Below are 24,068 nucleotides of genomic sequence, written 5' to 3'. Positions count from 1 at the left end.
CATCGCCCGCGGCCGTGTCGCCGCGGGCGGCGCGGCAGGCGCCGTAGCCGAGAAGGGCGGGACCTCCCGGAGAGGTCCCGCCCTTCGTCGCTGTCCGCGCGGGCCGTGCGGTGCGCCCGGGACGGTCTACGGCTCGAACTTGTAGCCGAGGCCACGGACGGTGACCAGATAGCGCGGGGCGCCCGGGTCCGGCTCGATCTTGGCGCGCAGGCGCTTGACGTGGACGTCGAGGGTCTTGGTGTCGCCCACGTAGTCGGCCCCCCAGACCCGGTCGATGAGCTGCATACGGGTCAGGACGCGGCCGGCGTTGCGCAGCAGCATCTCGAGCAGGTCGAACTCCTTGAGGGGCAGGTCGACCTTGGAGCCGGAGACCGTGACCACATGGCGGTCCACGTCCATGCGGACCGGGCCGGCCTCCAGGGCGGCCGGGGTGACCTCCTCGGGCTCGCCGCGGCGGCGCAGGACGGCCCGGATGCGGGCGACCAGCTCGCGCGAGGAGAACGGCTTGGTGACATAGTCATCGGCTCCTATCTCCAGGCCGACGACCTTGTCGATCTCGCTGTCCTTGGCGGTCACCATGATCACGGGGACGTTGGAGCGGCCGCGCAGCTGGCGGCACACCTCCGTGCCGGGCAGGCCCGGCAGCATCAGGTCGAGGAGGACGAGGTCGGCGCCGTTGCGCTCGAACTCGTCGAGTCCGTCGGGGCCCGTGGTCGCCACGGCGACCTCGAAGCCCTCCTTGCGGAGCATGTACGACAGGGCGTCGGAGAAGGACTCCTCGTCCTCGACGACAAGCACTCGGGTCACGGAAGGACCTCCGGGGCGGGAAGCGGTTCGTACGGGGATGACTGGGGGGTGGTGCGGCCGGCCTCGTCGTCGAGATCGTCCGGGTCGGGATGTTGGTGCGCGCGGTCGCGGGCAACCCCCGCCTCCGGCAGCCTCAGGGTGAAGGTGGAGCCCTGACCCTCCGAGCTCCACACCGTGACCTCCCCGCCGTGCGAGGCGGCCACGTGCTTGACGATCGCCAGCCCCAGGCCCGTACCGCCGGTGGCACGGGAGCGAGCGGGGTCGACGCGGTAGAAGCGCTCGAAGATGCGCTCCTTGTCCTTCTCCGAGATGCCGATGCCCTGGTCGGTCACGGCCACCTCGATGTGCTCCCCGCCGGGCGCGGTCAGCCGGCGGGCGGCTATGCCCACACGGGTGCGGGCCGGGCTGTAGTTCACGGCGTTCTCGACCAGGTTGCCGAGGGCGGCGGCCAGCTGGCCGCGGTTGCCCCAGACGTGCAGGTCGGCCGTGCCGCCGGCGGCCATGGTGATCTGCTTGGCGCCGGCCTGGTGGCGGCAGCGGTCGATCGCCTCGGCGACCAGCTCGTCGACGCGGACGGGCTCGGCGTCCTCCAGCGGGTCGTCGTTCTGCACCCGGGAGAGGTCGATCAGCTCCTGCACCAGGTTGGTCAGCCGGGTGGCCTCGATCTGCATACGACCGGCGAAGCGCTCGACCGCCTCCGGGTCGTCGGAGGCGTCCATGACGGCCTCGGACAGAAGGGAGAGGGCTCCGACGGGTGTCTTCAGCTCATGGCTCACGTTCGCGACGAAGTCGCGCCGTACCGCCTCGATGCGGCGGGCCTCGGTGAGGTCCTCGACGAGCAGGAGCACCAGCCGGGAGCCGAGCGGGGCGACGCGCGCGGAGACGGCGAGGGCCTCGCCCCGCCCGGTCCCCCGCCGCGGCAGGTCCAGCTCGACCTGGCGTATCTCCCCGTCCCGCCGGGTGTCGCGGGCCATCTGCAGCATCGGTTCGACCGAGAGCCGGCCGCCCCGGACCAGCCCCAGGGCGTACGCCGCGGAGCTTGCCTTGACGACGGCGTCGGACTCGTCGAGGACGACGGCCGACGACCGGAGCACGGACAGGACGGTGTCCACACCCGGCGGCAGCACCGGGTCGGTGTGCAGGGAGGTACGCGTGGGGCGCTTCTGCTCCCGCTCGCTCCAGCGGAACGCCAGCATGGCGATCACGCCGGTGAGCACCCCGGCGATCGCCGCCGCTGCGGCGACCGCCGCGTTCACGTCCATGGCTCCAGGTTAGGCATGACGTCGGACATCCCCACAGCCGTCCGGGTGCGACCTCGAACACTCGTCGCCCAGAGTTCACCTTGGAGCCAGTATTGGTTCATTTGGGATGGCGGAAAACGACGCGTACGAGCCGGAACGTGGGAGCGTGGGGTTGCCAAGCGCCGGTCGGACGACGGACAAGGGCCCCCGCCCCTGCCCCGGCAGCCCCGAAGAACACGTAAGAGAGGGATCCCTGATGCGGGACGCGTACCACGAGGAACTTGACTCGATCGGCGACGGTCTGGTGGACATGGCCCGGCTCGTCGGGTCGGCGATCGGGCGCGCCACGACCGCCATCCTCGACTCCGACCTCAAGCTCGCCGAGAGCGTCATCGAGGGCGACAAGAAGGTCGACGAGCTCCAGCACGACCTGGAGGCGCGTGCGATAGCCCTGCTCGCCCGCCAGCAGCCGGTCGCCACCGACCTGCGCATCGTCGTCACCTCGCTGCGTATGTCCGCCGACCTGGAGCGCTCCGGCGACCTGGCCCAGCACGTCGCGAAGCTCGCCCGCCTCCGCTTCCCGGAGCGCGCGATCCCGCACGACCTGCACGCCACCATCCTGGAGATGGGCCAGCTCGCGCAGCGCCTGATGGCGAAGGCGGCCGAGGTGATCGTCACCAAGGACGTCGACCTGGCGATGCAGCTGGAGCAGGACGACGACGAGATGGACCTGCTGCACCGCACCCTCTTCCAGCACCTGCTGGACGACCGCTGGAAGCACGGCATCGAGACGGCGGTGGACGTCACCCTCCTCGGCCGCTACTACGAGCGGTACGCCGACCACGCGGTGGCCGTCGCCAAGCGCGTGGTGTTCCTGGTGACGGGTGAGCACGCGGACGACCTCCAGGGCGACATCCAGCCGGAGATCCAGTCGGTGGCGGGGGCCGAGGGGGCGTAAACCCAGGGGTCAGGGCGTGCGGGCGCCACAGTGCGCCGTTGATGCGCCCGGTGCAGCGGGCATGCAATGGGCAGAGGCATCAGCCTCTAGGTCTCCAGGAGGACGCATGGCCGAAGCCCCCACCCCGCCCGACCCGACGCAGGAGCGCGAGACGGAACAGCCCGCCGAGATCAAGAGCCTCCCGCTCTTCGGCGCGTGCGGCTGCGGCTCGGGCTGCGGCTGCGGGTGCCAGTCGGGCAATCCCTGTCAGTGCGGTTGACCGCCCGACGACTCCGTACGCCGAGCAGGGCCCCGGTACGCACCGGGGCCCTGCTCGCGTCCCGGGGCCCTGCTCGCGTCCCGGGGCCCGCGGACGGTGGGCGGAACGGGGGCGCGCAGGTAGTGAGATGAACGGGGCGCACGGGTAGTGAGCGGTCGCGCATGAATTCGACTGCGCACCCCCGTGTGACAAGGGCTTTCCAAGATCGTTCGGCTGCTAGCTTCCGGCTCGTGAAGCATTCGGATACCACTGCGGAACAGCCCGCACGGTCCTGCCCAGAAGCGGTCCCCGGCGCGCGGAACGCCTTCAGGCCCGTCCTGTTCGACCCCGCGGACAAGGACGGCGAGGCGGCGCTGACGGAGCTGCGGGAGTCGGGTGCGGTGCGGGAGGTCCATGACCGCATCGACGAGCAACTGGAGGAACTGGTCCGCTGTCTGCGGCCGGGACAGCCGCCGCAGGGGCCCGCCCTGGCCGCCGCCGTCGGCGACGCGTGCGCCGGAGTTCCCCGTCGGCGCTACGGCACCTGGGTCTGGTATCCGTGGTCGGGGCGGCTGGTGCACGTGCTGCCGGCCGAGGAGTTCCGGCTGGTGCGCACCGACCGCAACCGGGACAAGATCACACGCGCGCAACAGCAGGCGCTGCTCGGCCGCAGGATCGGCGTCCTGGGTCTGTCCGTGGGCAACAGTGCGGCGCTCACCTGCGCGATGGAAGGCGTAGGCGGATCGTTCCGCCTCGCGGACTTCGACCGGCTGGGCCTGTCCAACCTCAACCGGCTGCGCGCCGGTGTCCACGACCTCGGCGTGGAGAAGACGGTCCTGTGCGCACGCCAGATGTACGAGCTCGACCCGTACCTCGACATCGAGATCCACCCGCGGGGCGTGACGGAGGAGACCGTCGACGACTTCTTCGGCACCGCCCCCGGTTCCGGGCTCGACCTGCTCGTCGAGGAGTGCGACACCCTGTGGGCGAAGGTCCGTGCCCGGGAGTACGCCCGTGCCCGGCGGATCCCGGTTCTGATGGACGCGAACGACCGCGGTCTGCTGGACGTGGAACGCTTCGACGAGGAGCCCGGCCGGCCCCTCTTCCACGGCCGTGCCGGCCATCTCACCGCGGACGCCGTTCGCGGGCTGGACCGGGCCGGTGCGCTCGGACTCCTGCTGCAGATCATGGACGGGAGCCGCCTCAGCCCCGCCATGGCCGACGCCGTCGGCCGGATCGGCGACACCCTGTCGAGCTGGCCGCAGCTGGCCAGCGGCGTCATGCTCGGCGGAGCCCTGGTCACCGACACCGCCCGGCGCATCCTGCTGGGCGCCCCGGTGCCCTCGGGCCGCTACTACGTGGACCTCGAAGCCCTCATCGCCGCCGAGCAGACCGCACCCGTCGGAAGCGCGTCATGACCCACATCCCCGAACTGCACGGTGAGCACCTGTGGTTGCGTGAGCTGCGCGCCACCGACCTCGCGCCCTTCGAACGCATCCACACGCACCGCGTCCTGACCCGCTATCTCGGCATCGACCGCATGGACGCCCGCCGGGCGCAGGACGCCTTCGCGCAGTGCCTCGCCCAGCCGTACACCCACCCCCGGCGCCGGCACACCCTCGCCATCTGCGCACCGGGCGACGATGCCATGGTCGGCACCATGGGGCTGCTGGTCGAGGACTACGGCCGCAACGCCATGCTGACCGGGCTGGTCCTGCTGCCCGACGCACCCGTGCGCGGCCACGGCCACGAGGCCGGACGCCTGCTGATGGCCTACGGCTTCGGCCGACTGGGCCTGCACCGCATCTGGGCCGGCCACCGGGCCGACCACACCCGCATGCACGAGGTCATGCTCGCCGCCGGCCTGCACCCCGAGGCGACGCTGCGCGAACTGTTCCACACCCAGGGACGCTGGCACGACGTCACCACGTACGCCGCACGGGCCCCGGAATGGCGCCGCTCCACCACCCGGGCCGAGCAGACCATCCTCACCGGACAGCCGCACCCTCCGGCCGACCGCAGCCCCTCACCGTCACCCATCGGCTGAACCGACCCCCAACACCAAGCCCCCCCACCGCCGTCGGAGAACCCAGCGGGAGGGGGCTTGGTCGTGGGCGTTGGGGGGCTACTTCTTCTTGCCCTGGGTGTTGTCGGGGATCTTGGGGAGCTGGGTTTTTGCTGGTCGGGAGGGGTGGGCTCGTGCGCTTGGTGGTCCTCGGTGGTCATCATTGGCCACTGTTGAGCGTCCTCGGACGGCCCAGGGGCGGCCCAGCGCTGCCGCACTCAACTGACGGCCGCACCCTCGATGCGCCCCGCCTGAACCTCAGCCGACGACAGTCAGCCACGACGGCGGGCGCGCCAACCAACCACGCACGCGTGTGCCTCGCTGCACCCCCACCGGCTTCAGCCACGCTGCCAATGCCGTCGACCAGAGCGAGCCACGACGGCCGGACCGCTATGACGGTGCTGAGCTGAGTCATCAGCTTGGGAAGCTGCGGGCATTTGAGGGCGGTTCTGGGACTGACCTGGGGGAACGGTCGAGCGCGGGCCTCGGTGGGCTCAGCTCTTTCACCGTGGTTCCCCGCTGTTCCCCGCTCGTTCTGGTGCGGTTGTGGTGCGAAGGACCGTCATTCCTCGGGCTTGGGTGCCGTGAGGTCGACCCATATCCACGGCTTCCTGTGCCAGTCGCGCACCTCGCCTATGACCAGGTCGACGGTTGCCCCCACTGGCGGCAGCTCCTGCACGAGTCGCTTCACTCCCGGCTCGCTTCTGCGGCGAATCGTGTCCAATGAGGCGCCCACCGGGTCGTACTCGTCGAGCCTTGCCGTGAGGCCCCATGGCTGGTGACTAGTGATCGTTGCTTGGACTCTCTCGCCTTGGCGAAGCTCGTTGAGAGGGCGTCTCGGTTCATCTGCCATGGCAGCATCCTCTACCTCAACCCACCCCTCACCCCCAGCTCCCATCCCGTTTGCCGTCGACCCACACGCTTTCCAACTGTGGTGGTGGGGTAGTGGGCGTCGTTCGGGGGCGTTCACCTGGGTTCATGGACGGTTGGCCGTCGGCGCAGCGGCGGCTCCCGGTCTAGCCTGAACGGCCGTGAACGGGGCTGAATGAGACGGAAACTGAGACGGACAGGTGTTGCCGACGCCTTGGTCACGGACTTGGTGACGCGTCGCCGAAGTAACCAAGGGGGCGAGGCTTCAACTGCCGTCGGCTGGGTCTTGCCAGTGCCAGGGCAGCGCTGGCGGTAGCCAGGGAGCGCTGTCACTGCGCTCAAGCACTGGTGCCTCGCAGTCATCAGGCAAAGGGCTCCCGTCGATCACGGATTCAAGTGTGGACTGGACATAGCGCAGGTACCCGCGTGCGTCGCGAATGTGGCGCTCGCGATGGCTCTGGCCGATGCCTCGGTACCCGACGTCGAAGCACAACCCCACTAGCGCCCTGTACCGGGCGCGGACACGGTCATCTCCAATGGAGAGAAGGTCGGTTTGCATACCCTGCCGGACTGAGCCGAGGGCCACTGCGCAACGCTCCCGAGCTTGCGGGTTCAACTGCGGCTCGTCCCGTGCAAGGTCTGGCAGCGATGGTAGCCATGCATAGAGTTCCGCGAGGCGCTCCAAGAGCCGTTGCGCAGCCTCGGTGGCGCGCTGCTGCGTCCATTGCCGAAGGGCCAGCGCGCTAGTGGCAGCTTCCTGAGAAGCGGCGAGCTCAAGTTGGGACTCGATTGTCCTTGCGGTTTGCCAGCGTGCCACGTACACCGCGATGCCTCCGCCGGCCAAGGTCCCGATGAGCGCAGTGAGTGTCTGGCCCGCTAGCTCCCCCCAGCTACCCATGCCTCTCATTTTGGCTCTCTACCTGAGCCCTAAACCCGGCTTAGCCGTTGGACGTTGCCATAGCGACGAGCGCCCTCAGCTTGGGAAGCTTGGGTTGGTTACTGTCGGTTGCCTGGCTGACCTGCGGCTGAGCGGCTTCAGACACTGCTTGGCCAGCAAGTTGATCCCCGCCATTCCCCGTGGTTCCCCGCACGATCTGGCATGGATCTGGCACGGGCGCTTCGTCCCCAACCTCCGGCAGCGTGGTCACGGACCCAACCGGACGCATGCTGACGCGACACCCCCTCTGACACGGCAGCTGTAGTTCTGGTCATGGCTGGTCCTGAAGAGCGTGTCGGTGCTGGTGGCAGGCTCGTGCGATGGCTTGATGGTGGCGGCGCCAGGCCATCCAATGCAGGATGTGCTCCGCGTCCCGGACGGGTGGTGTGAGGACGAACGCCCGAAGGAGTCGGACGAGTTCGGGGCAGGTCAGCGGGACGAGATGGGCCGGTCCGGCAGGGCCGGTGGTGGTCGTGGCAGCGGCGGTCAAGGCGAGGACGGCGGATGCGACAAGGGAGAACAGCGACCAGCGCATCCAGGAGTTCCAGCAGGTCACCTGTCCTTCGTCCAGGCCGGTGAAGGTCTTGCCGAGTTGGAAAGTCTCCTCGATCCGCCACCGTCGGCAGATCACTTCCACCAGTCGGGCGAGGGTGACGTCTTCGGCCGACCAGCAGAGGAAGAAGGAGATCTCGCCGGTGTATCGGTGCCGGCGCGCGACCAGGACGCTGGTGCCGTCATCTCCGTGTCCGTTGGGGGTGTCGTCCGCACGGACATCGAGCCAGGCCCAGTCGTACTCGCGGGTGCCCTTCGTTCCGTGTCCGGTCTGCATGCGCATCCACTGGTGCGGCAGCACCTTGTTGATCATCTGGTGGGCCTTCCACCTGCGGCCCGCTCCGTCCGTGACCGTGTATGACTGGGACACGCCGACCGCGTAGCCGAGCCCGAACTCCCGCATGCTCCTGCGGAGTTCACGGCCCGAGTACACATCGTCACCGGCGAACCAGCGTGCCCGGACACCCAGCTCGAGCGCGTTTTTGACCATGGTGGCGGTCTGCTGCAGCTTCGTCGCGAACATGATCCCTTCCGGGACGCCGGCTGCTTCGCGGCGTTCCTCGTCCGCAGCCCAGTCCCTGGGGAGGTACAGGGCCCGGTCGATCACCACCCGCACCGACTCGGTGACCACGGCCAGGTGCACGGCGACCTGACACAGCCCGACGCCTTTGATCGCGCCGGAGTACTGGCGGCCGGCGCCGACGCAGTCGGTCGAGGACTTCGCGTCCCCGGTCTCGTCCGCGACCAGTACCACGTCCTGACCTGCCAGTTCACGCACGACCAGGCGGGCAATCTCCTCCCGGGCCCGATCATGGTCGAACCTCGCCCGTGACAGCAGGTGCTGCAGCCGGTGCGGGCCTGGATGCCCCAGCACCTCAGCCAGCGTCCAGCAGTTCCGCGTGTCCACCTCCGTCAGCAGCCCGGTGATCATCTCCGTTGCCGTCGCACGTGTCTCACGCCGGGCGAAGCAGCCCGCGATCGCATCCATCGCCGCCCGGAACATCCGGTCCCAGGCAGCCTGGGCTATCGTGGCCTCCACGGCCACCTGGTCTTGAAACGTCGTCACAAACGTTCATGATCAAGGTGGCCGTACCTGTGCCCGCACCCGACCTCCCAAGCCGCCGACCAGCGCAGACGCCGGAACTACAGCTGCCGTGTCTGAGGCCTGGCCAAGCAGAGGTGCCAAGACCGTCGGTTGGGTGGTGCGCACAGGAAGGTACGCAGAAAGCTCATCCTGTGACGAGTCGGGAGGATAGTCTGAAGCCGCAATCGTCGACTGCTCAGGAAGCTCCGCCTCACTGCGTAAGGATTGTCATGACAGCCGAGGAAAGTGCGCTCGTATCGGCGTTTGAAATTCACGGGCTCTTTGGGAACAGATACCTTCACGTTGACTTGGTCGGAGAGGGCGTAGAACGCTCGAAGGGGCGGCGTCTATCGCTGCTATATGGGAACAATGGAAGCGGGAAAACGACAGCGCTCAAGTTGTTGTGGCATGCTCTCTCCCCTTCCGATAAAGAGGGGCATCGTAATCAAATTGCCAGAACGCCCTTTGAACGGTTCACAATCTTCCTGTGTCGCGGAGACGTTATTACCTTCGTCAAAACGGGTGGGCTAGTCGGCGACTTTACGGCAACCGTTACGAAGAATGAGAAGAAAATCGTAGAGCAGTTCTACAGCGCTCTACCTGATGGCACGATAACTGCAGTTGGCCCTCGACGAGAGTCCAGCCAGCAAGACATTCACCAGCAGCCTCTGTTTGAAGTTGAGAGTCGAGATCCGAGAAGCCATGTTGGCGTGATTTGGGAAGATCTCGCAGCGGACTTTCAGTTTGAGATCCAAAAGAGTCTTAGAGCATTCGAGAGGCAACCAGATACTTTTGTGAAGTATCTGGAAAATCTTGGGACTGGCCCGTACATGCTCGCTGATGACCGCCGCATTTATGGCGACGACATTGAGCGCAAGAATAACAGGCATCGCAGTCGACGGGTTGTAGTCGAAGCGGACGAGGGGGCTGGTTCGTCTCCTGCAAGCGGAGTCACAGCGGAACTCGCGATCGCAGTTCAGCGTGCTTACGACATGATCCAGAAAATGATCATCGATGGAAACGTTTCCGGTTCAAGGGGGTCTAATAACGTCTACCTTGGCATCCTGGAAAAGATTTCTCAAGCTACCCCGAAGGAGGCCGATAGGGAAACCAGGCGGAGGCTTGGTGGCAATCTAAGGGATATCGCAAAGAAGACCGCTGAATACAGTAAATACGGCCTGATGCCAACCATCAGGGAAGAGTCCTTTTTGGAGGTCCTTAACCGTACTCCGGATAGTCGGCTTGACGTTGCCGAAGACGTACTCCAGCCGTTCCTTGAAGCTCAAGTGGCTCGTTTGGATGCTCTGAGTCACGTTGCTCGACTCTTGGCCACTCTAACTCGGGAAGTAGATCGCTTCTTTGAAAGTAGCGGGAAGCGAGTGAGGTATAGGGCACCGTCAGGCATTAGGGTCCTTTCCGAGGACGGCGAACTGCTGCAGCTTGACAATCTCTCGTCCGGCGAGCGTCAGATTCTTCTGCTGTTGCTGAACACTGTTCTAGCTCGTCAGAGCACTCGCCTTTTCCTCATCGACGAACCTGAATTGAGTCTAAACGTTAAGTGGCAGAGGCAGCTCATGGGCGCCCTTTTGGCTTTGACGGAAGGAACTCCCGTCCAGTTTATTGTAGCCACGCATTCGATTGAAGTAATTACCGGCCATCGAGATTCCCTGGCGAGAGTTGCCCCTAAGAAGCTAGAAAAGTAGCTATTCTTGAGACAAGCGGAGGGGAAGGCATGCAGGACGGGGAAGCTCGACGAACGTTGGATGAACTCGTAACTCTATACGAGTTGGAACCAGAGGTTCGAGACCTTTTTGTAGAAGGGAGATCCGACAGGAACTTCCTCAAGGCCCATCTGCTAAACGGGGCTGGAACCGCACTATGCAACATCTACGCCGTGTCTGATCGCGTCCATATTCCTGATGGTGAGCTAATGGCGGCAGGACTTATGGTGGGCGAGAGGGGTAGAATCCTGTGGCTCGCGCAACAACTGTCCACGAGGATCCCCGGGCATTCATCTGTAGCGCTGGTGGCCGATAAGGATTTTGCAAGTCTAAAGGCAGATGTCAAAGAGGACGTTCATGGCCTTTTTTACACCGACTATTCTTCCATGGAAGCCTACGCCCTCAATGAGGTGACTCTCACAAAGTTGCTCCGAGTCTCCCTTGGTGCACCTGACTATATTAGTGCTTCCAGTCTTATATCGGCGGTGAAGCCAGCCTTGATCGCTCTCTTCCTGATCCGTCTCTGCCTTAGAGACAGCGGGACTGGAGCAACCATCCCTAATAAGACCCTCGCCAAGTGGGACTTGGATGACCAGTCTGAGGTCAAGGTGGGTGAAGTTTTCCGTTTGGCTTTGAATGGTGTGCCCGTGCGTGAACGTAACGAGCAGACCCCGGAGAAGCTCTATGCAAAGTACATTGAATATCAAGGGTTAGTTGATTCGGAGTTTCGCAATTTTGTTAACGGGCATGATGTGAGCTTGGTAATCGTCAGATTCCTAAAGTCCGAGTGCCCGAGTGTCTTTAACTCTGATGCCAGACGCCCGCTTCAGAACTCTGATGTTCTGGAAGTGGTCCTGATGTCCTGTGTCGATACGCCTAGTTTGACTAACGAGCCCATGTTTCGGGCCATTGAAGCGTGGATTGAAAACAATACGCGGGATAGCTGAGCCCCCCTGACCTTAAAAGCCGAGATTCCATGGCTACTGAGCGGGTAAACCTCGCGGTCGGAGGAGCGGCTTTGGGGTGGCGCTGCTTTGGCGCGAGTGATCATGGCCCCGTAAGCTTCCGGCGCGTCGGGCAGTCTGTGGACCTGCCCGGTAAAGCACGACGTTGGGGCCATGATCTTCGAGGCTCGCGCCAAAGTGGCTCCGTAAAGCCGTGGAGCCGACCGCCCCAGCCACGACGTACCCCTTCTCTGGCATCAGGTGGCCGCATGCTTTCGGCGCGGCACGGGCGCCGGCCGGGCTGGAGCGGGACGGAGGCAGGAGCGCAGGCCCGGCCGGGGGCCGGGCCGCGCGCGGGGAGCGGAGCGAGCCGCCTTGAACCAGTAGAGAAAGTTGTAACTCAGTCGGCCGTGTGGGGCTTGAAGGCGTGTGCGCAGGCTGGGAGTTCGCCGTCTTGGCGGTGTGCGAGTGGCAGGAAGAGTGCGGGTCGGATCGTCCAGGTGATGCGGGTGTTGGTCTGGGTGACTGAGACCTCGCAGGGCTCGGCGCGTATGAGGGCCTTTCTCGTTGCTACGCGGCCGTCATACAGCCAGGTCCATGCGTCCTGGGAGGCGTCGGCGTCGAGGGCCGGTGAGAGGGTGCGGAGTGCTACCGCGATCCATCGGTCTGCCTGGGCGGCGCTGTAGGCGTCGAAGGATGCTCGGAGTGCCGGCCGCGTCTCGTCGGCGGTGAGGTCTTCGGTCCAGCACTCGCACCAATAGCCCCGCCGTGGCTTGTCGGTCAGCACGGGTGGCCTCCTGGGTGCTGGTCCGCGTAGAGCTCCGCGGTGACCGTGTGGCCGTTGTCGCTGTCGTGGACGACGACCCGGTGAGCGATGACGCTGACCATGCCCAGGCCCCGGCCGTGCTCGGCCTCCTGGTCCTGGTCCTGGAGCTCGATCTTCGGGGCTGTGCCGGTGCCTCCCTCGTCCGTGACTGACAGGGCGATCACCTGCGGCGATACCGCGACGGCCAGATGGAAGCTGCCGCGTTCGTGCCCGCTGGCCGTGTGCAGGATGGCGTTCGCGCTGAGCTCGCTCACGATCAGTTCGGCGTCCTCGGCCAGGGGTGAGCCGCGCAGGATGTCGCGGGTCCAGCGGCGGGCCCGGCTGACCTCTTCCGGAAATCCTGGGCAAGACAGGCCCCAGACCCGGGCTGTACTCGTATACTCGTGCATACAAGTTCCTTCGTGCTGGTAGGCCGCCATGTGTAGCGGGTTCGGGCTAGACGAGTTTCACGCCGTCGTGGGCGCGGATGGCCGGCGGGGTCGTCGCGTCAAGTGCGTCCAGGACGCGGATCGCGTATGCCTCGTCGGCAAGGTCGGAGACTTCTTCACGGGTGGCCCAGCGCAGGGCGCGGGTCTCGTCGCCGGTGGTGGGCACGCCGTCTGCGGCCTCGCAGCGGAAGACGAGCGAGACGATCAGGCCCGTCATGTTCTTGTAGACGCCGGTCAGGGTCGCGGGAAGTGCGATCTTGATGCCGGTCTCTTCGAGGACTTCGCGTTGGAGGGCCTCGGGGATGGTCTCCTCGCGTTCGAGGACGCCGCCCGGGGGTTCCCACTTGCCATTGTCGCGGCGCTGGATCAGGAGGGCCCGGCCCTGGGCGTCGACGATCACTCCGGCGACGCTCACGGAGTGCGGACGGTCGGTGCTCACGTTCCTCGGCCCTCTCGGCTGGCTAGGCTCTCCACCGTAGCAACAAGACTCGCCCACACGTCTAGATACCTAAAGGAGTACACGTGAGCCCTCTTCCTTCCGGCCTCCTCGGCGACCTGGACCCCACGAGCGATCGTGCGGTCTTCCGGCAGATCGCCGACCAGCTACGCGAGGCCATCGACCGCGGGCGATTCCACGAGGGTGACAAGCTGCCCTCGGAAGCCGACCTTGTCGATCATTACGGGGTATCCCGGATGACGGTGCGAAACTCCTTCTCCATCCTTCAGGGGGAAGGGCTCGTGCACGCCGAGCACGGCAAGGGCGTCTACGTACGGCCCCGCCCGCCCGTGCGGCGCCTCGCCTCCGACCGGTTCGCGCGACGGCACAGGGAGCAGGGCAAGTCCGCCTTCATCGTCGAGGCCGACGCCGCCGGCAGTCACCCGCAGGTCGACTCGCTGGAGGTCAAGGAGGAGAAGGCCAGTCCGGACGTCTCCGCCCGGCTCGGTTCCGTGCGCCGGGTGCTGGCTCGTCGGCGGCGGTATCTGCTGGACGGGCGGCCGGTCGAGTTCGCCACGTCGTTCCTGCCGCTCGATATCGCGCGCGGTACGCAGATCGCCGAGCCCAACCCCGGGCCCGGCGGTATCTATGCCCGCCTCGAGGAACTGGGCCACCGCCTCGACCACTTCGAGGAGGAGATCCGTGCCCGGATGCCTTCGCCTGCTGAGGTGAAGACCCTGCGGCTGGCCTCCGGCGTGCCGGTCATCCACCTCGTCCGGACCGCCTTCGATGGCGAGGGGCGGGCCGTGGAGGTCTGCGACACGGTGATGGCGGCTGACGCATACGTGCTGTCGTACCAGCTTCCTGCGACCTGATCGTCATGGTTTGCGGTGGTGCGCGGGGGCGATTTCCGGACTCGTACACCCCAACACGCATACTCGTATAGACGAGTGGGCAAGTTGTGATGCATAGTGGTCCACGCGTTCCCGGTGTCGGGTTCGCAGGACGCTACATGTATAGACGAGTAGATAGGGGAAGTTCCTTGCGTACCATCCGTGTTGAGACCTCGGCCGCGACGATCCTGCTGACCGAGGCTCCCGAGAAGAAGGTCCGCGACCGGCAGACGGGCGAGATCGCCAAGGACGCCGTGAGCGGGGAAGCGCTCATGACGATCGGCGTCGTCCACATCGAGGACGGCGAGTCGTCGCTGTTCAAGGTCACCATCCCGGAGAGCGGGGTGTCCGAGGGGCTGGCGCTGGGTTCGCCGGTCTCGCTGCCGGGGCTGGTCGCCCGGCCGTGGGAGAGCGTGTTCAACGGGCAGAAGCGGCACGGGATCGCCTTCCGCGCCGCCGCTGTCACCCCGGCCGCCTTCCCGGCCGCCGCCGGAACCGGCACCGAGGCCGCCGCCTGATGTCGGATGTGACGACGCTCCTGGAGGTGGGTGGGCCTGTCGCCGCGCTCGGCGGCGGGGCCGCCTACACCCGGGCCCAGCACCCGGGCGTGTACTGGTCCACCGTCGGCCTGCCCATATCGACGGCCCGGCTCCTCGGCTCCTACGGCTCGGTCATGGAAGCCTGCGGGCTGACCGTGGCGCCGTCCCGGCTGCGGGTCCTCGCGGTCAAGGCCACCACTCAGCGGGAAGTGCGGCCCGTTCCGCCGCGCCGGGGCCTGATCCGGCCCACCTCGACCGGGCTGCGGATTCGTCTCCGGCTCGCACCGGGGCAGGAGCCCGCCGACGTCGCCGCCTCGGCCGAACGCCTGCGGCACGCGTGGGGCGTGCACGCCGTGTACGTCTCCACCGTCAAGCCGGGTGTCGTCGAGCTGCGGCTCGTCGGCTTCGACGTCCTGCGGCGCGTACGGATGCCCCGCAAGGTCGGCGGCGGGTACCTGCGCATCCCGGTCGCGCTGCGCGAGGACGCCACGCCCTTCGTACGGGACTACCGCACCATCCCGCACCAACTCACCCTCGGCGCCACGCTGTCCGGCAAATCCATGTACCTGCGGCACCTGATCACCGGACTGGCCCGGCAGCCGGTCGCCCTGGTCGGCATCGACTGCAAGCGGGGCGTGGAGCTGGCGCCGTTCGCGGCCCGGCTCTCCGCCCTCGCCACCGACCCGGAGCAGGCGGCCGAACTGCTGCCCGCACTGGTGCAGGAAATGGAGGACCGATACGACCTGATCAAGGCCCGGCAGGGCATCGCCCCGAGCACTCCCGACGAGGAGATCACCTCCGACATCTGGGGTCTGCCCGAGCGCGAACGCCCCACGCCGATCGTGCTGTTCGTCGACGAGGTCGCCGAACTCTTCCTCGTCGCCACGAAGAAGGACGAGGAACGGCGGGATGAGATGGTCACCCAGCTCATCCGGCTCGCCCAGCTCGGCCGCGCCGCCGGCATCTACCTGGAGGTCTGCGGCCAGCGCTTCGGCGCCGAACTCGGCAAGGGCGCCACCATGCTCCGGGCCCAGCTCACCGGGCGCGTCTGCCACCGCGTCAACGACGAAGCCTCCGCCAAGATGGCGCTCGGCGACATCGCCCCGGAAGCCGTCACGGCTGCCTGCGGCATCGCCCCCGAACGGCCCGGTCTCGCCGTCGCCGGTGACACCTCCGGCGGCTGGTCCCGCATCCGCACCCCGTACCTCTCCCTCGGCGACGCCGCCGGGATCTGCCGCGTCTCCGCAGACCTGGTCCCCGAACTGGCCGCACTCAAGCCGTTCCGGCCCGAGGTGCCCGTAGGGCCGATCGAGGCGCCGGTCCCGCTCGTGAAGCCGCGCCGGGTCACCGACTGATCCACCCCTCACCCCGGTCGGCGTGACCGCCTCGCGCCACGTCCCTACCCCTGCCATGGCTGAACCCGGAAGGAGCCGCATCATGCGCGCCCTGCTGGCCCGTGTCGACGCGGTGCTCGTCCAGGCGCTCATTGCCGCAGCGCTGTCCTTCGCCCACCTGCACGACATCGCGTCGGCGGCCGGACAGGACGGGTGGAAAGCGTGGGCCTACCCCGTCTCGGTCGACCTGCTGCTCGTCGCCGCCTGGCGCCGACTGCGCACCGGGGGCCGCAAGGCGTCCTCCTGGTGCTGGTTCGTCATCGCCCTCACCGCGTCCCTCGGCGCCAACGTCGCCACCGCCGGACTGCTCGACATGCACCAGGTGCCGGCCTGGCTGCGCATCCTCGTCGCGGGCTGGCCCGCCATCGCCTTCCTCGGCGGCACCCTCCTCGCCCACTCCGCCCCGGCCCTGGAGCAAGGCGACGGCACCGAACCAGCCGTCGAGGCCGTCGAGGACCGGCAGGACGCACCCGAGTCCGCCCATGAGCCACCCGCCCAACCGGCCATCGAAGCCCCGCCCGAACGTCCGACCGTCCCAGTCCCGGCCGCCCTGGTCGAACACGCCCGCAAGGTCGCCGCCGAACACCACACACGCACCGGCACACCGATCGACACCCCAACCCTGCGCGCCCGCCTCGGCGTCCCGGCTCCCATGGCCGAAGCCATCGCCGCACAGCTCGCCTGAACAGGAGGAACCATGCCGCTCTTCTGCTTCAACACCGCCGCCGACTACGTCGAAGCGGCCCGACAGATGGTCACCACCGGCCGCCCGGCCCTGGCCCGGCTCCTCGCCGAAGAGGCCGCCGACCGCACCCCTGACCCCGACCAGGCCGCGCGCATCCTGCGCGAGTTCCCCGGCCCGAGCCTGCGGCAGGAGGACTGACCATGGCCGCCAACCGCCGCTTCCGCAGCGTCACCCGCATCGGCCCCGTCCAGGTCGGCACCTCCTACGACGGCCGAGGCCGGGAGAAGCACACCGCCGCCTGCACCGCCCCGCGCTGCGGCTTCTCCGCCGACTACGACAGCCGCGCCGCCGCCGAACTGGCCGCCCGCACCCACCGCTGCCCCGTCCGCTGAAAGGATCCGCCGCCCCGTGACCGTCAGCCTCCCGCTCGTCTTCGTCCTCGGCTTCTTCGCCTGGGGAGCGGTCAAGTTCCTCGGCGTCCGTACCTGGGTCGTCGTCCTGATCGCCCTCTTCGGCTTCTGGCTCTCCCACACCTTCATGGCCCCGGCCATCGAGTCCGGCACGCGCTCCGGCGTGGGCGTCATAAACGGCTCACACGACTAGACGAGTAGATGAGGAAGGGTTCGCCGCCGTGTTCCTGCCCAAGTACCCCGACAGCCCGACCCCGCCGCCCGCGCACACCCACACACCGACCTCGACCGACCCGACGCCCGTACAGCGCTCGCTTCCGTCGGCCCTCGACCGCAACACCGTGGCCGCGCTGGTCCTCGGCGGAGTCGTCCTCACCGCGCTCCTGGCCGCCGTCGCCGTCACGGCCATCTCGGTAGCCGTCGCCGCCGTCGTCCTGCGCTCCCTGCTCCGCGACCACCACCGGCGCTGACCGCGCTTCCGGCCGCCGGGGCGGCGTCGCATGACCAGGCATCGCCGCCCCGGGGCCGTTCCTACCGACCGAGCCAGTCAGAAGGAGAACGCCATCTTCACCCGCTCCACTCCGGCCCCTCTCCCGGAAGTCGCGAACCTGGCCGCCCAGGGCACGCTCCCGGGTATTCTCCGCCAGCTCTCCGGCCTCGGCGGCTGCACCCACCCGATCCGCCTGGACGGCCACCGCACCGAGTACGGCGTCGACACGACCACCGGCGAGATCGGCGCCGTCCTCCACCACCTCGACTCCACCAGCCTCCCGGCCGGCCAACTGCTCGTCCGCTGCAACAACCGCCGCACGACCCGCTGTGCGGCCTGCGCCGAGGTCTACCGCCGCGACACCTTCCACCTGATCACCTCGGGCCTACGCGGTGGCAAGGGCACCCCGGAACACGTCGCCACCCACCCCCGCGTGTTCGCCACCTTCACCGCCCCGAGCTTCGGCCCGGTCCACAACCGCCCATCCAGCGGACGCAACTGCCGCTGCGGCACCACCCACGACCAGGACGACGACGCCCTCGGCACCCCGCTCAACCCGGACACCTACGACTACGAAGCGGCCGTGCTCTGGAACGCCCACGCGGGAGCGCTCTGGCGGCGCTTCTCCATCTCTCTGCGCCGCGAGGTCGCCAAGCGGGCGGGCCTGTCACAGCGCCGGTTCCGCGAACACGCCCGCGTCTCCTTCGCCAAGGTCGCCGAGTACCAGAAGCGCGGCGCGGTCCACTTCCACGCGGTCATCCGCATCGACGGCCCGACCGGCGGCGACACCCCGCCCCCGGCCTGGGCCACCGCCGAACTGCTCACGGACGCCATCCGCACCGCCACCGCCAAAGTCCGGGTGGCCGGCCCGGCCATCGACGACCGCACCCACACCTTCACCTTCGGCCGTCAACTCGACGTCCGCCCCATCCGATCCGCCGACTTCAACGACGGTCAGGAACTCACCGAGCGCGCGGTCGCCGCCTACATCGCCAAGTACGCCACCAAGGGCGCCGAAACCGCCACGGGAGCTCTCGACCGCCCCCTGAAGTTCGCCGCCGAACTCGCCCAGCTCGACATCAGCGAGCACGCCCGCCGCCTCGTCCGAACCGCCTGGACGTTGGGCGCCCGCAAGAGCCTCGAACACCTCCGCCTACGCGCCTGGGCCCACATGCTCGGCTTCCGCGGCCACTTCTCCACCAAGTCCCGCCGCTACTCCACCACCCTCGGCGCCCTCCGCGACGCCCGCGCCGAATGGCGCCGCGCACAGACGGCGGCAACCACGGCCAACAGCCGCGAGCCCGAGACGACATACGTCATCGCCCACTGGGTCTTCGCCGGAACCGGCCTGTCCTCCGCCGAAGCCTGGCTTGCCGCATCCCTCGAACCCGCACCCGGAACGGAAGGAGAACCCACCCGTGGCTGACCGACGCAGCAGAGGGATGGAGGCGGAACTGCGCGCCCTGCCTACGCGGTTCCTCACTCCTGATGACCTGGTGGACATGTTCGAGCTGCCCAGCGTCGAGACGGTCTACCAGTGGCGCCGCAAGCGCACCGGTCCGCGTGGTTTCCGGGTTGGCCGGCACCTCCGGTTCGACCCGGACGACGTACGCGCCTGGGTGGAGTCCCAGCTCAAGGGGGCTGCTGCCTGATGGCCGGACACATCCAAGACCGCTGGTACAAGGAAGAGAAGGGTCCGGACGGCAAGACTCGCAAGGTCAAGACCGACCGCTATGGCACGGGCATGCGCTACCGCGCCCGCTACATCGGCCCGGACGGTACCGAGAAGTCCAAGAGCTTCCCCGACCGTCAGAAGCGGCTCGCCGAACAGTGGCTCTCGCAGACAGAGGCGGACATGACGCGGGGGCAGTACATCGACCCCCGCGCGGCCCGGATCACCTTCCAGCAGTACGCCGAGAAGTGGGTGACCCACGCGCCGGACCCGAACACTCAAGCCTCGATGGAGTCACAGCTCCGGTTGCACGCCTACCCCTGCCTGGGGTCGCGCCCTCTCGGCTCCTTCCAGCCCGCTCACATCCGCGACTGGGTGCGGCAGCTTCAGGAGAACGGCGTCCGTGGGTCGTACGCCCGGACGATCTACTCCAACGTGCGCGCCGCCCTCAGCGCGGCCGTGGACGACGGGCACCTTCCCCGGAACCCGTGCGCCGCCCGCTCGGTCCGTCCACCGACTGTGGATAACAAGCGCATCGTGCCCTGGACGCCGGAACGGGTCTTCGCCGTCCGGGCCGGCATGCCCGACCGCTACCAAGCCATGGTCGACCTGGGCGGCGGCTGCGGCCTTCGCCAGGGCGAGATCCTGGGCGTGGCCGTCGACGCGATCGACTTCGGGTCGGACACCCTGCACGTGGTCCAGCAGCTCAAGCTGAGCCGTAGCAAGCCGGTCTTCGCCCCGCCGAAGGGTGGCAAGCTCCGGGACGTACCGCTCCCCGGTCCAGTCGCTGACGCCCTTCGCACCCACATGAAGCGATTCCCGCCGGTCGAGATCACCTTGCCGTGGAAGGTGGCGGACGGGCCTCCGGTGACCAAGCGGCTGATCTTCACCGGACCGCGGGGTGGTCACGTCTGGCGTACGTCGCTCAACGAGGAGGTGTGGAAGCGGGCCCTCGCCTCGGCTGGCGCGATCCCCGAGCGGAAGCCGGGCGGCTCGTACGCCGAGTCACGCGAGAACGGCATGCACGCCCTCCGCCACTTCTACGCCTCGGTGCTCCTGGACGCGGGCGAGAACATCAAGGCCCTCGCCGAGTACCTCGGGCACTCGGACCCCGGCTTGACCCTCCGCGTCTACGCGCACCTCATGCCGTCCAGCCAGGAGCGCACCCGCAAGGCGGTCGCCGCCGTCTTCGATACGGCCCGGTCGGACCCCTCGACGAACACCTGACGGCCCAGAGACGGCCCAGAGGCAGCGAAAAGCCCCCTCCCAGCGGAGAAACCGCAGGTAGGGGGCTTGTTCGTGGGCGCTTACTTCTTCTTGCCCTGGTTCTTGACCGCCTCGATCGCTGCTGCCGCCGCCTCGGGGTCGAGGTAGCTGCCGCCCGGGGTGACGGGCTTGAAGTCGGCGTCGAGGTCGTAGACGAGGGGGATGCCCGTGGGGATGTTCAGGCCCGCGATGTCCGCGTCCGAGATGTTGTCCAGGTGCTTGACCAGGGCGCGCAGGCTGTTGCCGTGGGCGGCGACCAGGACCGTGCGGCCGGTCAGGAGGTCCGGGACGATGCCGTCGTACCAGTACGGGAGCATCCGGCCGACGACGTCCTTGAGGCACTCCGTGCGCGGGCGCAGCTCCGGCGGGATGGAGGCGTAGCGCGGGTCGTCGGACTGGGAGAACTCGGTGCCGTCCTCGAGCGGGGGCGGCGGGGTGTCGTAGGAGCGGCGCCACAGCATGAACTGCTCCTCGCCGAACTCGGCGAGGGTCTGCGCCTTGTCCTTGCCCTGGAGGGCGCCGTAGTGGCGCTCGTTCAGGCGCCAGCTGCGGTGGACCGGGATCCAGTGGCGGTCGGCGGCCTCCAGCGCGAGCTGCGCGGTGCGGATCGCGCGCTTCTGGAGGGACGTGTGGAGCACGTCGGGGAGCAGGCCGGCGTCCTTCAGCAGCTCACCGCCGCGGACCGCCTCCTTCTCGCCCTTCTCGTTGAGATTGACGTCCACCCAGCCGGTGAACAGGTTCTTCGCGTTCCACTCGCTCTCGCCGTGGCGGAGGAGGATCAGCTTGTACGGTGCGTCGGCCATGCCTCAGAGCGTAATCCACGCATTCGGGCCACAGGAGGCCCGCCCATCAGCCGGACAGTTGACGGGATCCGTTAATCCACTGGCCGGTGAGAACGACGGTTCAGTAAGTTGTGCCTGCCCGTAGGGGCACTTACACATTTTCTTGCCGTGCCGTGGGGGATCCTGATGTCCGTCGCCCGTCTGAGACGTGCCGCCCGGGAGAGCGTCTCCGGGCTCCCCCGCGCGTTCTGGTGGCTGTGGACCAGCACCCTGGTCAACCGGCTCGGGGCGTTCGTCGCCACCTTCATGGCGCTGTACCTGACGATCGACCGCGGCTACTCCGCCTCGTACGCCGGCCTCGTCGCCTCCCTGCACGGGCTCGGCGGGGTCGTCTCGTCGCTCGGTGCCGGCGTGATGACCGACCGGCTCGGCCGCCGCCCCACCCTGCTGATCGCCCAGTCCGCCACCGCCGCCTCCGTCGCCCTGCTCGGCTTCATGCAGGACCTGGTCGCCATCGCCGCGGTCGCGTTCCTGGTGGGCATGGCCTCGAACGCCTCGCGGCCCGCCGTCCAGGCGATGATGGCCGACATCGTCCGGCCCGCGGACCGCGTCCGCGCGTTCTCCCTCAACTACTGGGCCATCAACCTCGGCTTCGCCGTCTCCTCCGTGTCGGCGGGGTTCATCGCCGAGTTCAGCTATCTCGCCGGATTCCTGATCGAGGCCGGCATGACGGCCGTCTGCGCCGTCCTGGTCTTCCTCAAGCTGCCCGAGTCGCGGCCGCGGCGGGCGGCGCAGGAGAAGGCCGCGGACGAGGTCGGGCTCGGGACCGTCCTGCGCGACGGTCGCTACATGGCCGTCGTCGGCCTGTCCTTCCTCGTCGCCGTCGTCTTCCAGCAGGGCTCGATCGGCCTGCCGGTGGCGATGGGCCAGGCCGGCTTCACGCCCGCCGACTACGGCACGGCGATCGCGCTCAACGGCGTGATCATCGTCGTGCTCCAGATCCCCGTCACCAGGTTCATCGAACGCCGGGACCCGCGCCGGCTGCTCATGATCTCGTCGCTGCTCGCCGGATACGGCTTCGGGCTCACCGCCTTCGCCGGGTCGGTCGGCGTCTTCGCCCTCACCGTCTGCGTGTGGACCCTCGCCGAGATCGTCAACGCGCCGACGCAGACCAGCCTGGTCGTCCGGCTCTCGCCGGTGCACGGCCGCGGCCGCTACCAGGGCATGTACACCCTGTCCTGGTCCCTCGCGGCGCTCGTCGCTCCGCTGATGTCCGGCCTGGTCATCGACCGGTTCGGGGCCGCGTGGCTGTGGGGGCTGTGCGCCGTCGTCGGCATGGTCGCGGCCACCGGGTACGGGGCCCTGATGCGGCGTCCCGCGGCGGCGGGGGCCGCGAACACGGCGGAAGCCGCGACGCCGGCCGCCACCACCGGCGCGGCGGAGGTCTCCGCGAGCCGAAGCTCCGCCGGCGGTTCCCCCGGCTGAGGACCGTCCCACCAGCCGTGCCGAGGTCCGGGGCGCGGCATCCGCCTCACGGATGCATCCGTGCTCCCTTGATCACCTTGTCCACCGCGTTCCTCGGTCCGTACACCGCGAGCCCCACCAGGTCGAGCCCGTCCGTGCCCACGGCCCGCACCGCCGCCCGGTTGTCGCGGTCGTTGCCCGTGGCGAACAGGTCCGAGGTGAAGACCGAGCGCGGCAGGGCGCGGGAGAGGGCCTTGGCGTGGGCGGAGCCCAGCGTCTCCTTCGTGCCCTCGAAGACCAGGACCGGCTGGCGGAACATGGGGAGGTACTGGACGCCGTCCGCGTCCTCGTAGGGTTCGCCGATCACCTCGGGGACCTGGCTGCCCAGGCCGCTGACCAGGAACGCGGTGACGTTCAGACGCTGCCAGGGCTCCAGGTCCGCGCGCAGCAGGACGGCGATCTTGGTGTCGAAACGGATGGGTGCGTCGTCGCTCATGCTCCGAGACTGCCGACCGGCCCGCGTCCGCGTCTTGTACGTTCTTTGCATGGCCCCGCAGCCGGAAGTGTCCGCCTGGCGGCCCCGCGTCCCCGGCGTCGTCGAGGTCTTCCACGCCCACTTCACCGAGTACGCGTACCCGATGCACGTCCACGAGGCGTGGACGCTGCTCATCGTGGACGACGGGGCCGTGCGCTACGACCTGGAGCGGCACGAGCACGGCACTCCGCACGACACGGTCACCCTGCTGCCCCCGCACGTCCCGCACAACGGCTCCCCCGCCACGCCGTACGGCTTCCGCAAGCGGGTCCTGTACCTCGACGCCACGCGTCTGCCCGACGAGCTCATCGGAGCCGCCGTCGACCGGCCCGACCTGCGCGACCCCGTGCTGCGCACACGGGTGGGGCAGCTGCACGCCGCCCTCGCGCACGCCGGGGACGAACTGGAGGCCGAGAGCAGGCTGACGCTCATCGGCGAGCGGCTGCGCGGTCATCTGCGGCCGCGCGAGGTCTCCGACGTGTCCCGGTCCGACCCCGCCCTCGCGCGCCGGCTGCGCGAACTCCTCGACGAGCACGTCGTCGACGGGCTCGCCCTCGACGAGGCCGCCGCGCTCGTCCACGCCCATCCCGCCCATCTGGTACGGGCGTTCAGCACGGCCTACGGCATCGCGCCGCACCAGTATCTGAACTCGCGGCGGGTGGACCGGGCGCGCCGGCTGCTGCTCGACGGGCGCCCGGCGGGGGAGGTCGCGTCCGCCACGGGGTTCTTCGACCAGTCCCATCTCACCCGGCATTTCCGGAAGTTGGTGGGGGTCACGCCGGGGCGGTACGCCCGGACGGCGCGTGGCTGACTCCCGGTCCGGCCCCGGGG

Annotated in this window: 27 protein-coding genes; 19 read left to right on the top strand and 8 right to left on the bottom strand. The window is 68.3% G+C overall.

Going from position 1 to position 24,068, the window contains the following annotated elements; genetic code table 11:
• Positions 1–126 precede the first annotated feature (126 nt).
• On the bottom strand, positions 127–807 hold the full coding sequence (locus tag ACIRPX_RS30745; protein WP_015659563.1) for a response regulator transcription factor: 681 nt from the start codon (positions 805–807) through the stop codon (positions 127–129).
• Positions 804–2,069, bottom strand: coding sequence for a sensor histidine kinase (locus ACIRPX_RS30740; RefSeq protein WP_404201293.1), 1,266 nt, complete (start codon positions 2,067–2,069; stop codon positions 804–806). The genes ACIRPX_RS30745 and ACIRPX_RS30740 overlap by 4 nt, the downstream gene beginning before the upstream one ends.
• Positions 2,070–2,304: 235 nt before the next feature.
• Here ACIRPX_RS30740 and phoU point away from each other — a divergent pair, with 235 nt between their 5' ends.
• From phoU to ACIRPX_RS30720, 4 genes are all read left to right on the top strand, one after another.
• On the top strand, positions 2,305–3,006 hold the full coding sequence (phoU, locus tag ACIRPX_RS30735; protein ID WP_404201291.1) for a phosphate signaling complex protein PhoU: 702 nt from the start codon (positions 2,305–2,307) through the stop codon (positions 3,004–3,006).
• A gap of 106 nt (positions 3,007–3,112) precedes the next feature.
• Positions 3,113–3,265 (top strand): hypothetical protein, encoded by a 153-nt coding sequence (locus tag ACIRPX_RS30730; protein ID WP_384251370.1) that lies wholly within the window; start codon positions 3,113–3,115, stop codon positions 3,263–3,265.
• 230 nt (positions 3,266–3,495) lie between these two features.
• Positions 3,496–4,662, top strand: coding sequence for a ThiF family adenylyltransferase (locus ACIRPX_RS30725; protein WP_404201288.1), 1,167 nt, complete (start codon positions 3,496–3,498; stop codon positions 4,660–4,662).
• The gene (locus ACIRPX_RS30720; RefSeq protein ID WP_404201286.1) at positions 4,659–5,291 is read left to right on the top strand and encodes a GNAT family N-acetyltransferase; all 633 of its coding nucleotides are present in this window, start codon (positions 4,659–4,661) and stop codon (positions 5,289–5,291) included. Before ACIRPX_RS30725 ends, ACIRPX_RS30720 begins: the two co-directional genes overlap by 4 nt.
• A gap of 2,096 nt (positions 5,292–7,387) precedes the next feature.
• On the opposite strand, the gene ACIRPX_RS30715 is transcribed toward ACIRPX_RS30720, so the two are convergent.
• Entirely contained in the window at positions 7,388–8,734 is a 1,347-nt protein-coding gene (locus tag ACIRPX_RS30715) for an IS701 family transposase (protein WP_404201284.1), read from the bottom strand.
• Positions 8,735–8,982: 248 nt separating this feature from the next.
• Between ACIRPX_RS30715 and ACIRPX_RS30710 the strand changes: the two genes are divergently transcribed.
• On the top strand, positions 8,983–10,455 hold the full coding sequence (locus ACIRPX_RS30710; RefSeq protein WP_404201282.1) for an AAA family ATPase: 1,473 nt from the start codon (positions 8,983–8,985) through the stop codon (positions 10,453–10,455).
• Between the two features lie 29 nt (positions 10,456–10,484).
• Positions 10,485–11,420, top strand: coding sequence for a hypothetical protein (locus ACIRPX_RS30705; protein ID WP_404201280.1), 936 nt, complete (start codon positions 10,485–10,487; stop codon positions 11,418–11,420).
• A gap of 397 nt (positions 11,421–11,817) precedes the next feature.
• Here the strand turns inward: ACIRPX_RS30705 and ACIRPX_RS30700 are convergent, their stop codons facing one another.
• Genes ACIRPX_RS30700 through ACIRPX_RS30690 form a run of 3 tightly spaced genes read right to left on the bottom strand, consistent with a single transcriptional unit; the run spans position 11,818 to position 13,086 of the window.
• Entirely contained in the window at positions 11,818–12,204 is a 387-nt protein-coding gene (locus ACIRPX_RS30700) for a hypothetical protein (RefSeq protein WP_404201278.1), read from the bottom strand.
• Complete coding sequence (locus ACIRPX_RS30695; RefSeq protein ID WP_404201276.1) at positions 12,198–12,632, bottom strand: ATP-binding protein; 435 nt, start codon at positions 12,630–12,632, stop codon at positions 12,198–12,200. The genes ACIRPX_RS30700 and ACIRPX_RS30695 overlap by 7 nt, the downstream gene beginning before the upstream one ends.
• 46 nt (positions 12,633–12,678) lie before the next feature.
• Positions 12,679–13,086: an NUDIX hydrolase gene (locus tag ACIRPX_RS30690; protein WP_404201454.1), complete on the bottom strand. Its 408-nt coding sequence runs from the start codon at positions 13,084–13,086 to the stop codon at positions 12,679–12,681.
• A 107-nt stretch (positions 13,087–13,193) separates the two neighbouring features.
• Here ACIRPX_RS30690 and ACIRPX_RS30685 point away from each other — a divergent pair, with 107 nt between their 5' ends.
• From ACIRPX_RS30685 to ACIRPX_RS30635, 11 genes are all read left to right on the top strand, one after another.
• On the top strand, positions 13,194–13,982 hold the full coding sequence (locus ACIRPX_RS30685) for a GntR family transcriptional regulator (protein WP_404201274.1): 789 nt from the start codon (positions 13,194–13,196) through the stop codon (positions 13,980–13,982).
• 167 nt (positions 13,983–14,149) lie between these two features.
• The gene (locus ACIRPX_RS30680; protein ID WP_404201272.1) at positions 14,150–14,518 is read left to right on the top strand and encodes a hypothetical protein; all 369 of its coding nucleotides are present in this window, start codon (positions 14,150–14,152) and stop codon (positions 14,516–14,518) included.
• Positions 14,518–15,894, top strand: coding sequence for an FtsK/SpoIIIE domain-containing protein (locus tag ACIRPX_RS30675; RefSeq protein ID WP_404201270.1), 1,377 nt, complete (start codon positions 14,518–14,520; stop codon positions 15,892–15,894). Before ACIRPX_RS30680 ends, ACIRPX_RS30675 begins: the two co-directional genes overlap by 1 nt.
• Before the next feature lie 82 nt (positions 15,895–15,976).
• Complete coding sequence (locus ACIRPX_RS30670; protein WP_404201268.1) at positions 15,977–16,618, top strand: DUF2637 domain-containing protein; 642 nt, start codon at positions 15,977–15,979, stop codon at positions 16,616–16,618.
• A 12-nt stretch (positions 16,619–16,630) separates the two neighbouring features.
• Positions 16,631–16,816, top strand: a complete 186-nt coding sequence (locus ACIRPX_RS30665; RefSeq protein ID WP_404201266.1) for a hypothetical protein — start codon at positions 16,631–16,633, stop codon at positions 16,814–16,816.
• A 2-nt stretch (positions 16,817–16,818) separates the two neighbouring features.
• On the top strand, positions 16,819–17,010 hold the full coding sequence (locus ACIRPX_RS30660; protein ID WP_404201264.1) for a mobile element transfer protein: 192 nt from the start codon (positions 16,819–16,821) through the stop codon (positions 17,008–17,010).
• Between the two features lie 16 nt (positions 17,011–17,026).
• A complete protein-coding gene (locus ACIRPX_RS30655; protein WP_404201262.1) occupies positions 17,027–17,221 on the top strand; it encodes a hypothetical protein in 195 nt (64 codons plus the stop codon).
• Positions 17,222–17,249: 28 nt separating this feature from the next.
• Positions 17,250–17,498: a SpdD protein gene (locus ACIRPX_RS30650; protein WP_404201260.1), complete on the top strand. Its 249-nt coding sequence runs from the start codon at positions 17,250–17,252 to the stop codon at positions 17,496–17,498.
• A gap of 138 nt (positions 17,499–17,636) precedes the next feature.
• Positions 17,637–18,944 carry a replication initiator gene (locus ACIRPX_RS30645; protein WP_404201452.1) on the top strand — a complete coding sequence of 436 codons (1,308 nt, stop codon included), beginning with the start codon at positions 17,637–17,639 and terminating at the stop codon, positions 18,942–18,944.
• A gap of 16 nt (positions 18,945–18,960) precedes the next feature.
• On the top strand, positions 18,961–19,170 hold the full coding sequence (locus tag ACIRPX_RS30640) for a helix-turn-helix transcriptional regulator (RefSeq protein WP_404201450.1): 210 nt from the start codon (positions 18,961–18,963) through the stop codon (positions 19,168–19,170).
• On the top strand, positions 19,170–20,417 hold the full coding sequence (locus ACIRPX_RS30635; RefSeq protein ID WP_404201258.1) for a tyrosine-type recombinase/integrase: 1,248 nt from the start codon (positions 19,170–19,172) through the stop codon (positions 20,415–20,417). The genes ACIRPX_RS30640 and ACIRPX_RS30635 overlap by 1 nt, the downstream gene beginning before the upstream one ends.
• Positions 20,418–20,497: 80 nt before the next feature.
• Here ACIRPX_RS30635 and ACIRPX_RS30630 read toward each other — a convergent pair whose 3' ends face one another.
• Complete coding sequence (locus tag ACIRPX_RS30630; protein WP_404201256.1) at positions 20,498–21,259, bottom strand: phosphoglyceromutase; 762 nt, start codon at positions 21,257–21,259, stop codon at positions 20,498–20,500.
• A gap of 165 nt (positions 21,260–21,424) precedes the next feature.
• On the opposite strand from ACIRPX_RS30630, the gene ACIRPX_RS30625 reads away from it, so the two are divergent.
• On the top strand, positions 21,425–22,723 hold the full coding sequence (locus ACIRPX_RS30625; protein WP_404201254.1) for an MDR family MFS transporter: 1,299 nt from the start codon (positions 21,425–21,427) through the stop codon (positions 22,721–22,723).
• Positions 22,724–22,769: 46 nt separating this feature from the next.
• Here the strand turns inward: ACIRPX_RS30625 and ACIRPX_RS30620 are convergent, their stop codons facing one another.
• On the bottom strand, positions 22,770–23,198 hold the full coding sequence (locus ACIRPX_RS30620) for a DUF2000 family protein (protein WP_404201252.1): 429 nt from the start codon (positions 23,196–23,198) through the stop codon (positions 22,770–22,772).
• A 49-nt stretch (positions 23,199–23,247) separates the two neighbouring features.
• On the opposite strand from ACIRPX_RS30620, the gene ACIRPX_RS30615 reads away from it, so the two are divergent.
• Complete coding sequence (locus ACIRPX_RS30615) at positions 23,248–24,048, top strand: AraC family transcriptional regulator (protein WP_404201250.1); 801 nt, start codon at positions 23,248–23,250, stop codon at positions 24,046–24,048.
• Positions 24,049–24,068 lie beyond the last annotated feature (20 nt).

It is taken from the genome of Streptomyces sp. NPDC101225 (genome assembly GCF_044767585.1).
Classification (GTDB): Bacteria; Actinomycetota; Actinomycetes; order Streptomycetales; family Streptomycetaceae; genus Streptomyces.
The sequence above is the reverse complement of the archived record's forward strand: the minus strand, read 5'-3'. Positions and strand labels throughout refer to the sequence as shown.

What these genes read in the sequence shown, in the direction of transcription:
- ACIRPX_RS30635 (WP_404201258.1), top strand. Translation starts at nt 19,170, where the DNA reads ATGGCCGGACACATCCAAGACCGCTGGTACAAGGAAGAGAAGGGTCCG.
- ACIRPX_RS30665 (WP_404201266.1), top strand. Translation starts at nt 16,631, where the DNA reads ATGCCGCTCTTCTGCTTCAACACCGCCGCCGACTACGTCGAAGCGGCC.
- ACIRPX_RS30660 (WP_404201264.1), top strand. Translation starts at nt 16,819, where the DNA reads ATGGCCGCCAACCGCCGCTTCCGCAGCGTCACCCGCATCGGCCCCGTC.
- ACIRPX_RS30675 (WP_404201270.1), top strand. Translation starts at nt 14,518, where the DNA reads ATGTCGGATGTGACGACGCTCCTGGAGGTGGGTGGGCCTGTCGCCGCG.
- ACIRPX_RS30625 (WP_404201254.1), top strand. Translation starts at nt 21,425, where the DNA reads ATGTCCGTCGCCCGTCTGAGACGTGCCGCCCGGGAGAGCGTCTCCGGG.
- ACIRPX_RS30710 (WP_404201282.1), top strand. Translation starts at nt 8,983, where the DNA reads ATGACAGCCGAGGAAAGTGCGCTCGTATCGGCGTTTGAAATTCACGGG.
- ACIRPX_RS30640 (WP_404201450.1), top strand. Translation starts at nt 18,961, where the DNA reads ATGGAGGCGGAACTGCGCGCCCTGCCTACGCGGTTCCTCACTCCTGAT.
- ACIRPX_RS30705 (WP_404201280.1), top strand. Translation starts at nt 10,485, where the DNA reads ATGCAGGACGGGGAAGCTCGACGAACGTTGGATGAACTCGTAACTCTA.
- ACIRPX_RS30615 (WP_404201250.1), top strand. Translation starts at nt 23,248, where the DNA reads ATGGCCCCGCAGCCGGAAGTGTCCGCCTGGCGGCCCCGCGTCCCCGGC.
- ACIRPX_RS30740 (WP_404201293.1), bottom strand. Translation starts at nt 2,069, where the DNA reads ATGGACGTGAACGCGGCGGTCGCCGCAGCGGCGGCGATCGCCGGGGTG.
- ACIRPX_RS30630 (WP_404201256.1), bottom strand. Translation starts at nt 21,259, where the DNA reads ATGGCCGACGCACCGTACAAGCTGATCCTCCTCCGCCACGGCGAGAGC.
- ACIRPX_RS30620 (WP_404201252.1), bottom strand. Translation starts at nt 23,198, where the DNA reads ATGAGCGACGACGCACCCATCCGTTTCGACACCAAGATCGCCGTCCTG.
- ACIRPX_RS30695 (WP_404201276.1), bottom strand. Translation starts at nt 12,632, where the DNA reads ATGCACGAGTATACGAGTACAGCCCGGGTCTGGGGCCTGTCTTGCCCA.
- ACIRPX_RS30670 (WP_404201268.1), top strand. Translation starts at nt 15,977, where the DNA reads ATGCGCGCCCTGCTGGCCCGTGTCGACGCGGTGCTCGTCCAGGCGCTC.
- ACIRPX_RS30720 (WP_404201286.1), top strand. Translation starts at nt 4,659, where the DNA reads ATGACCCACATCCCCGAACTGCACGGTGAGCACCTGTGGTTGCGTGAG.
- phoU (WP_404201291.1), top strand. Translation starts at nt 2,305, where the DNA reads ATGCGGGACGCGTACCACGAGGAACTTGACTCGATCGGCGACGGTCTG.
- ACIRPX_RS30730 (WP_384251370.1), top strand. Translation starts at nt 3,113, where the DNA reads ATGGCCGAAGCCCCCACCCCGCCCGACCCGACGCAGGAGCGCGAGACG.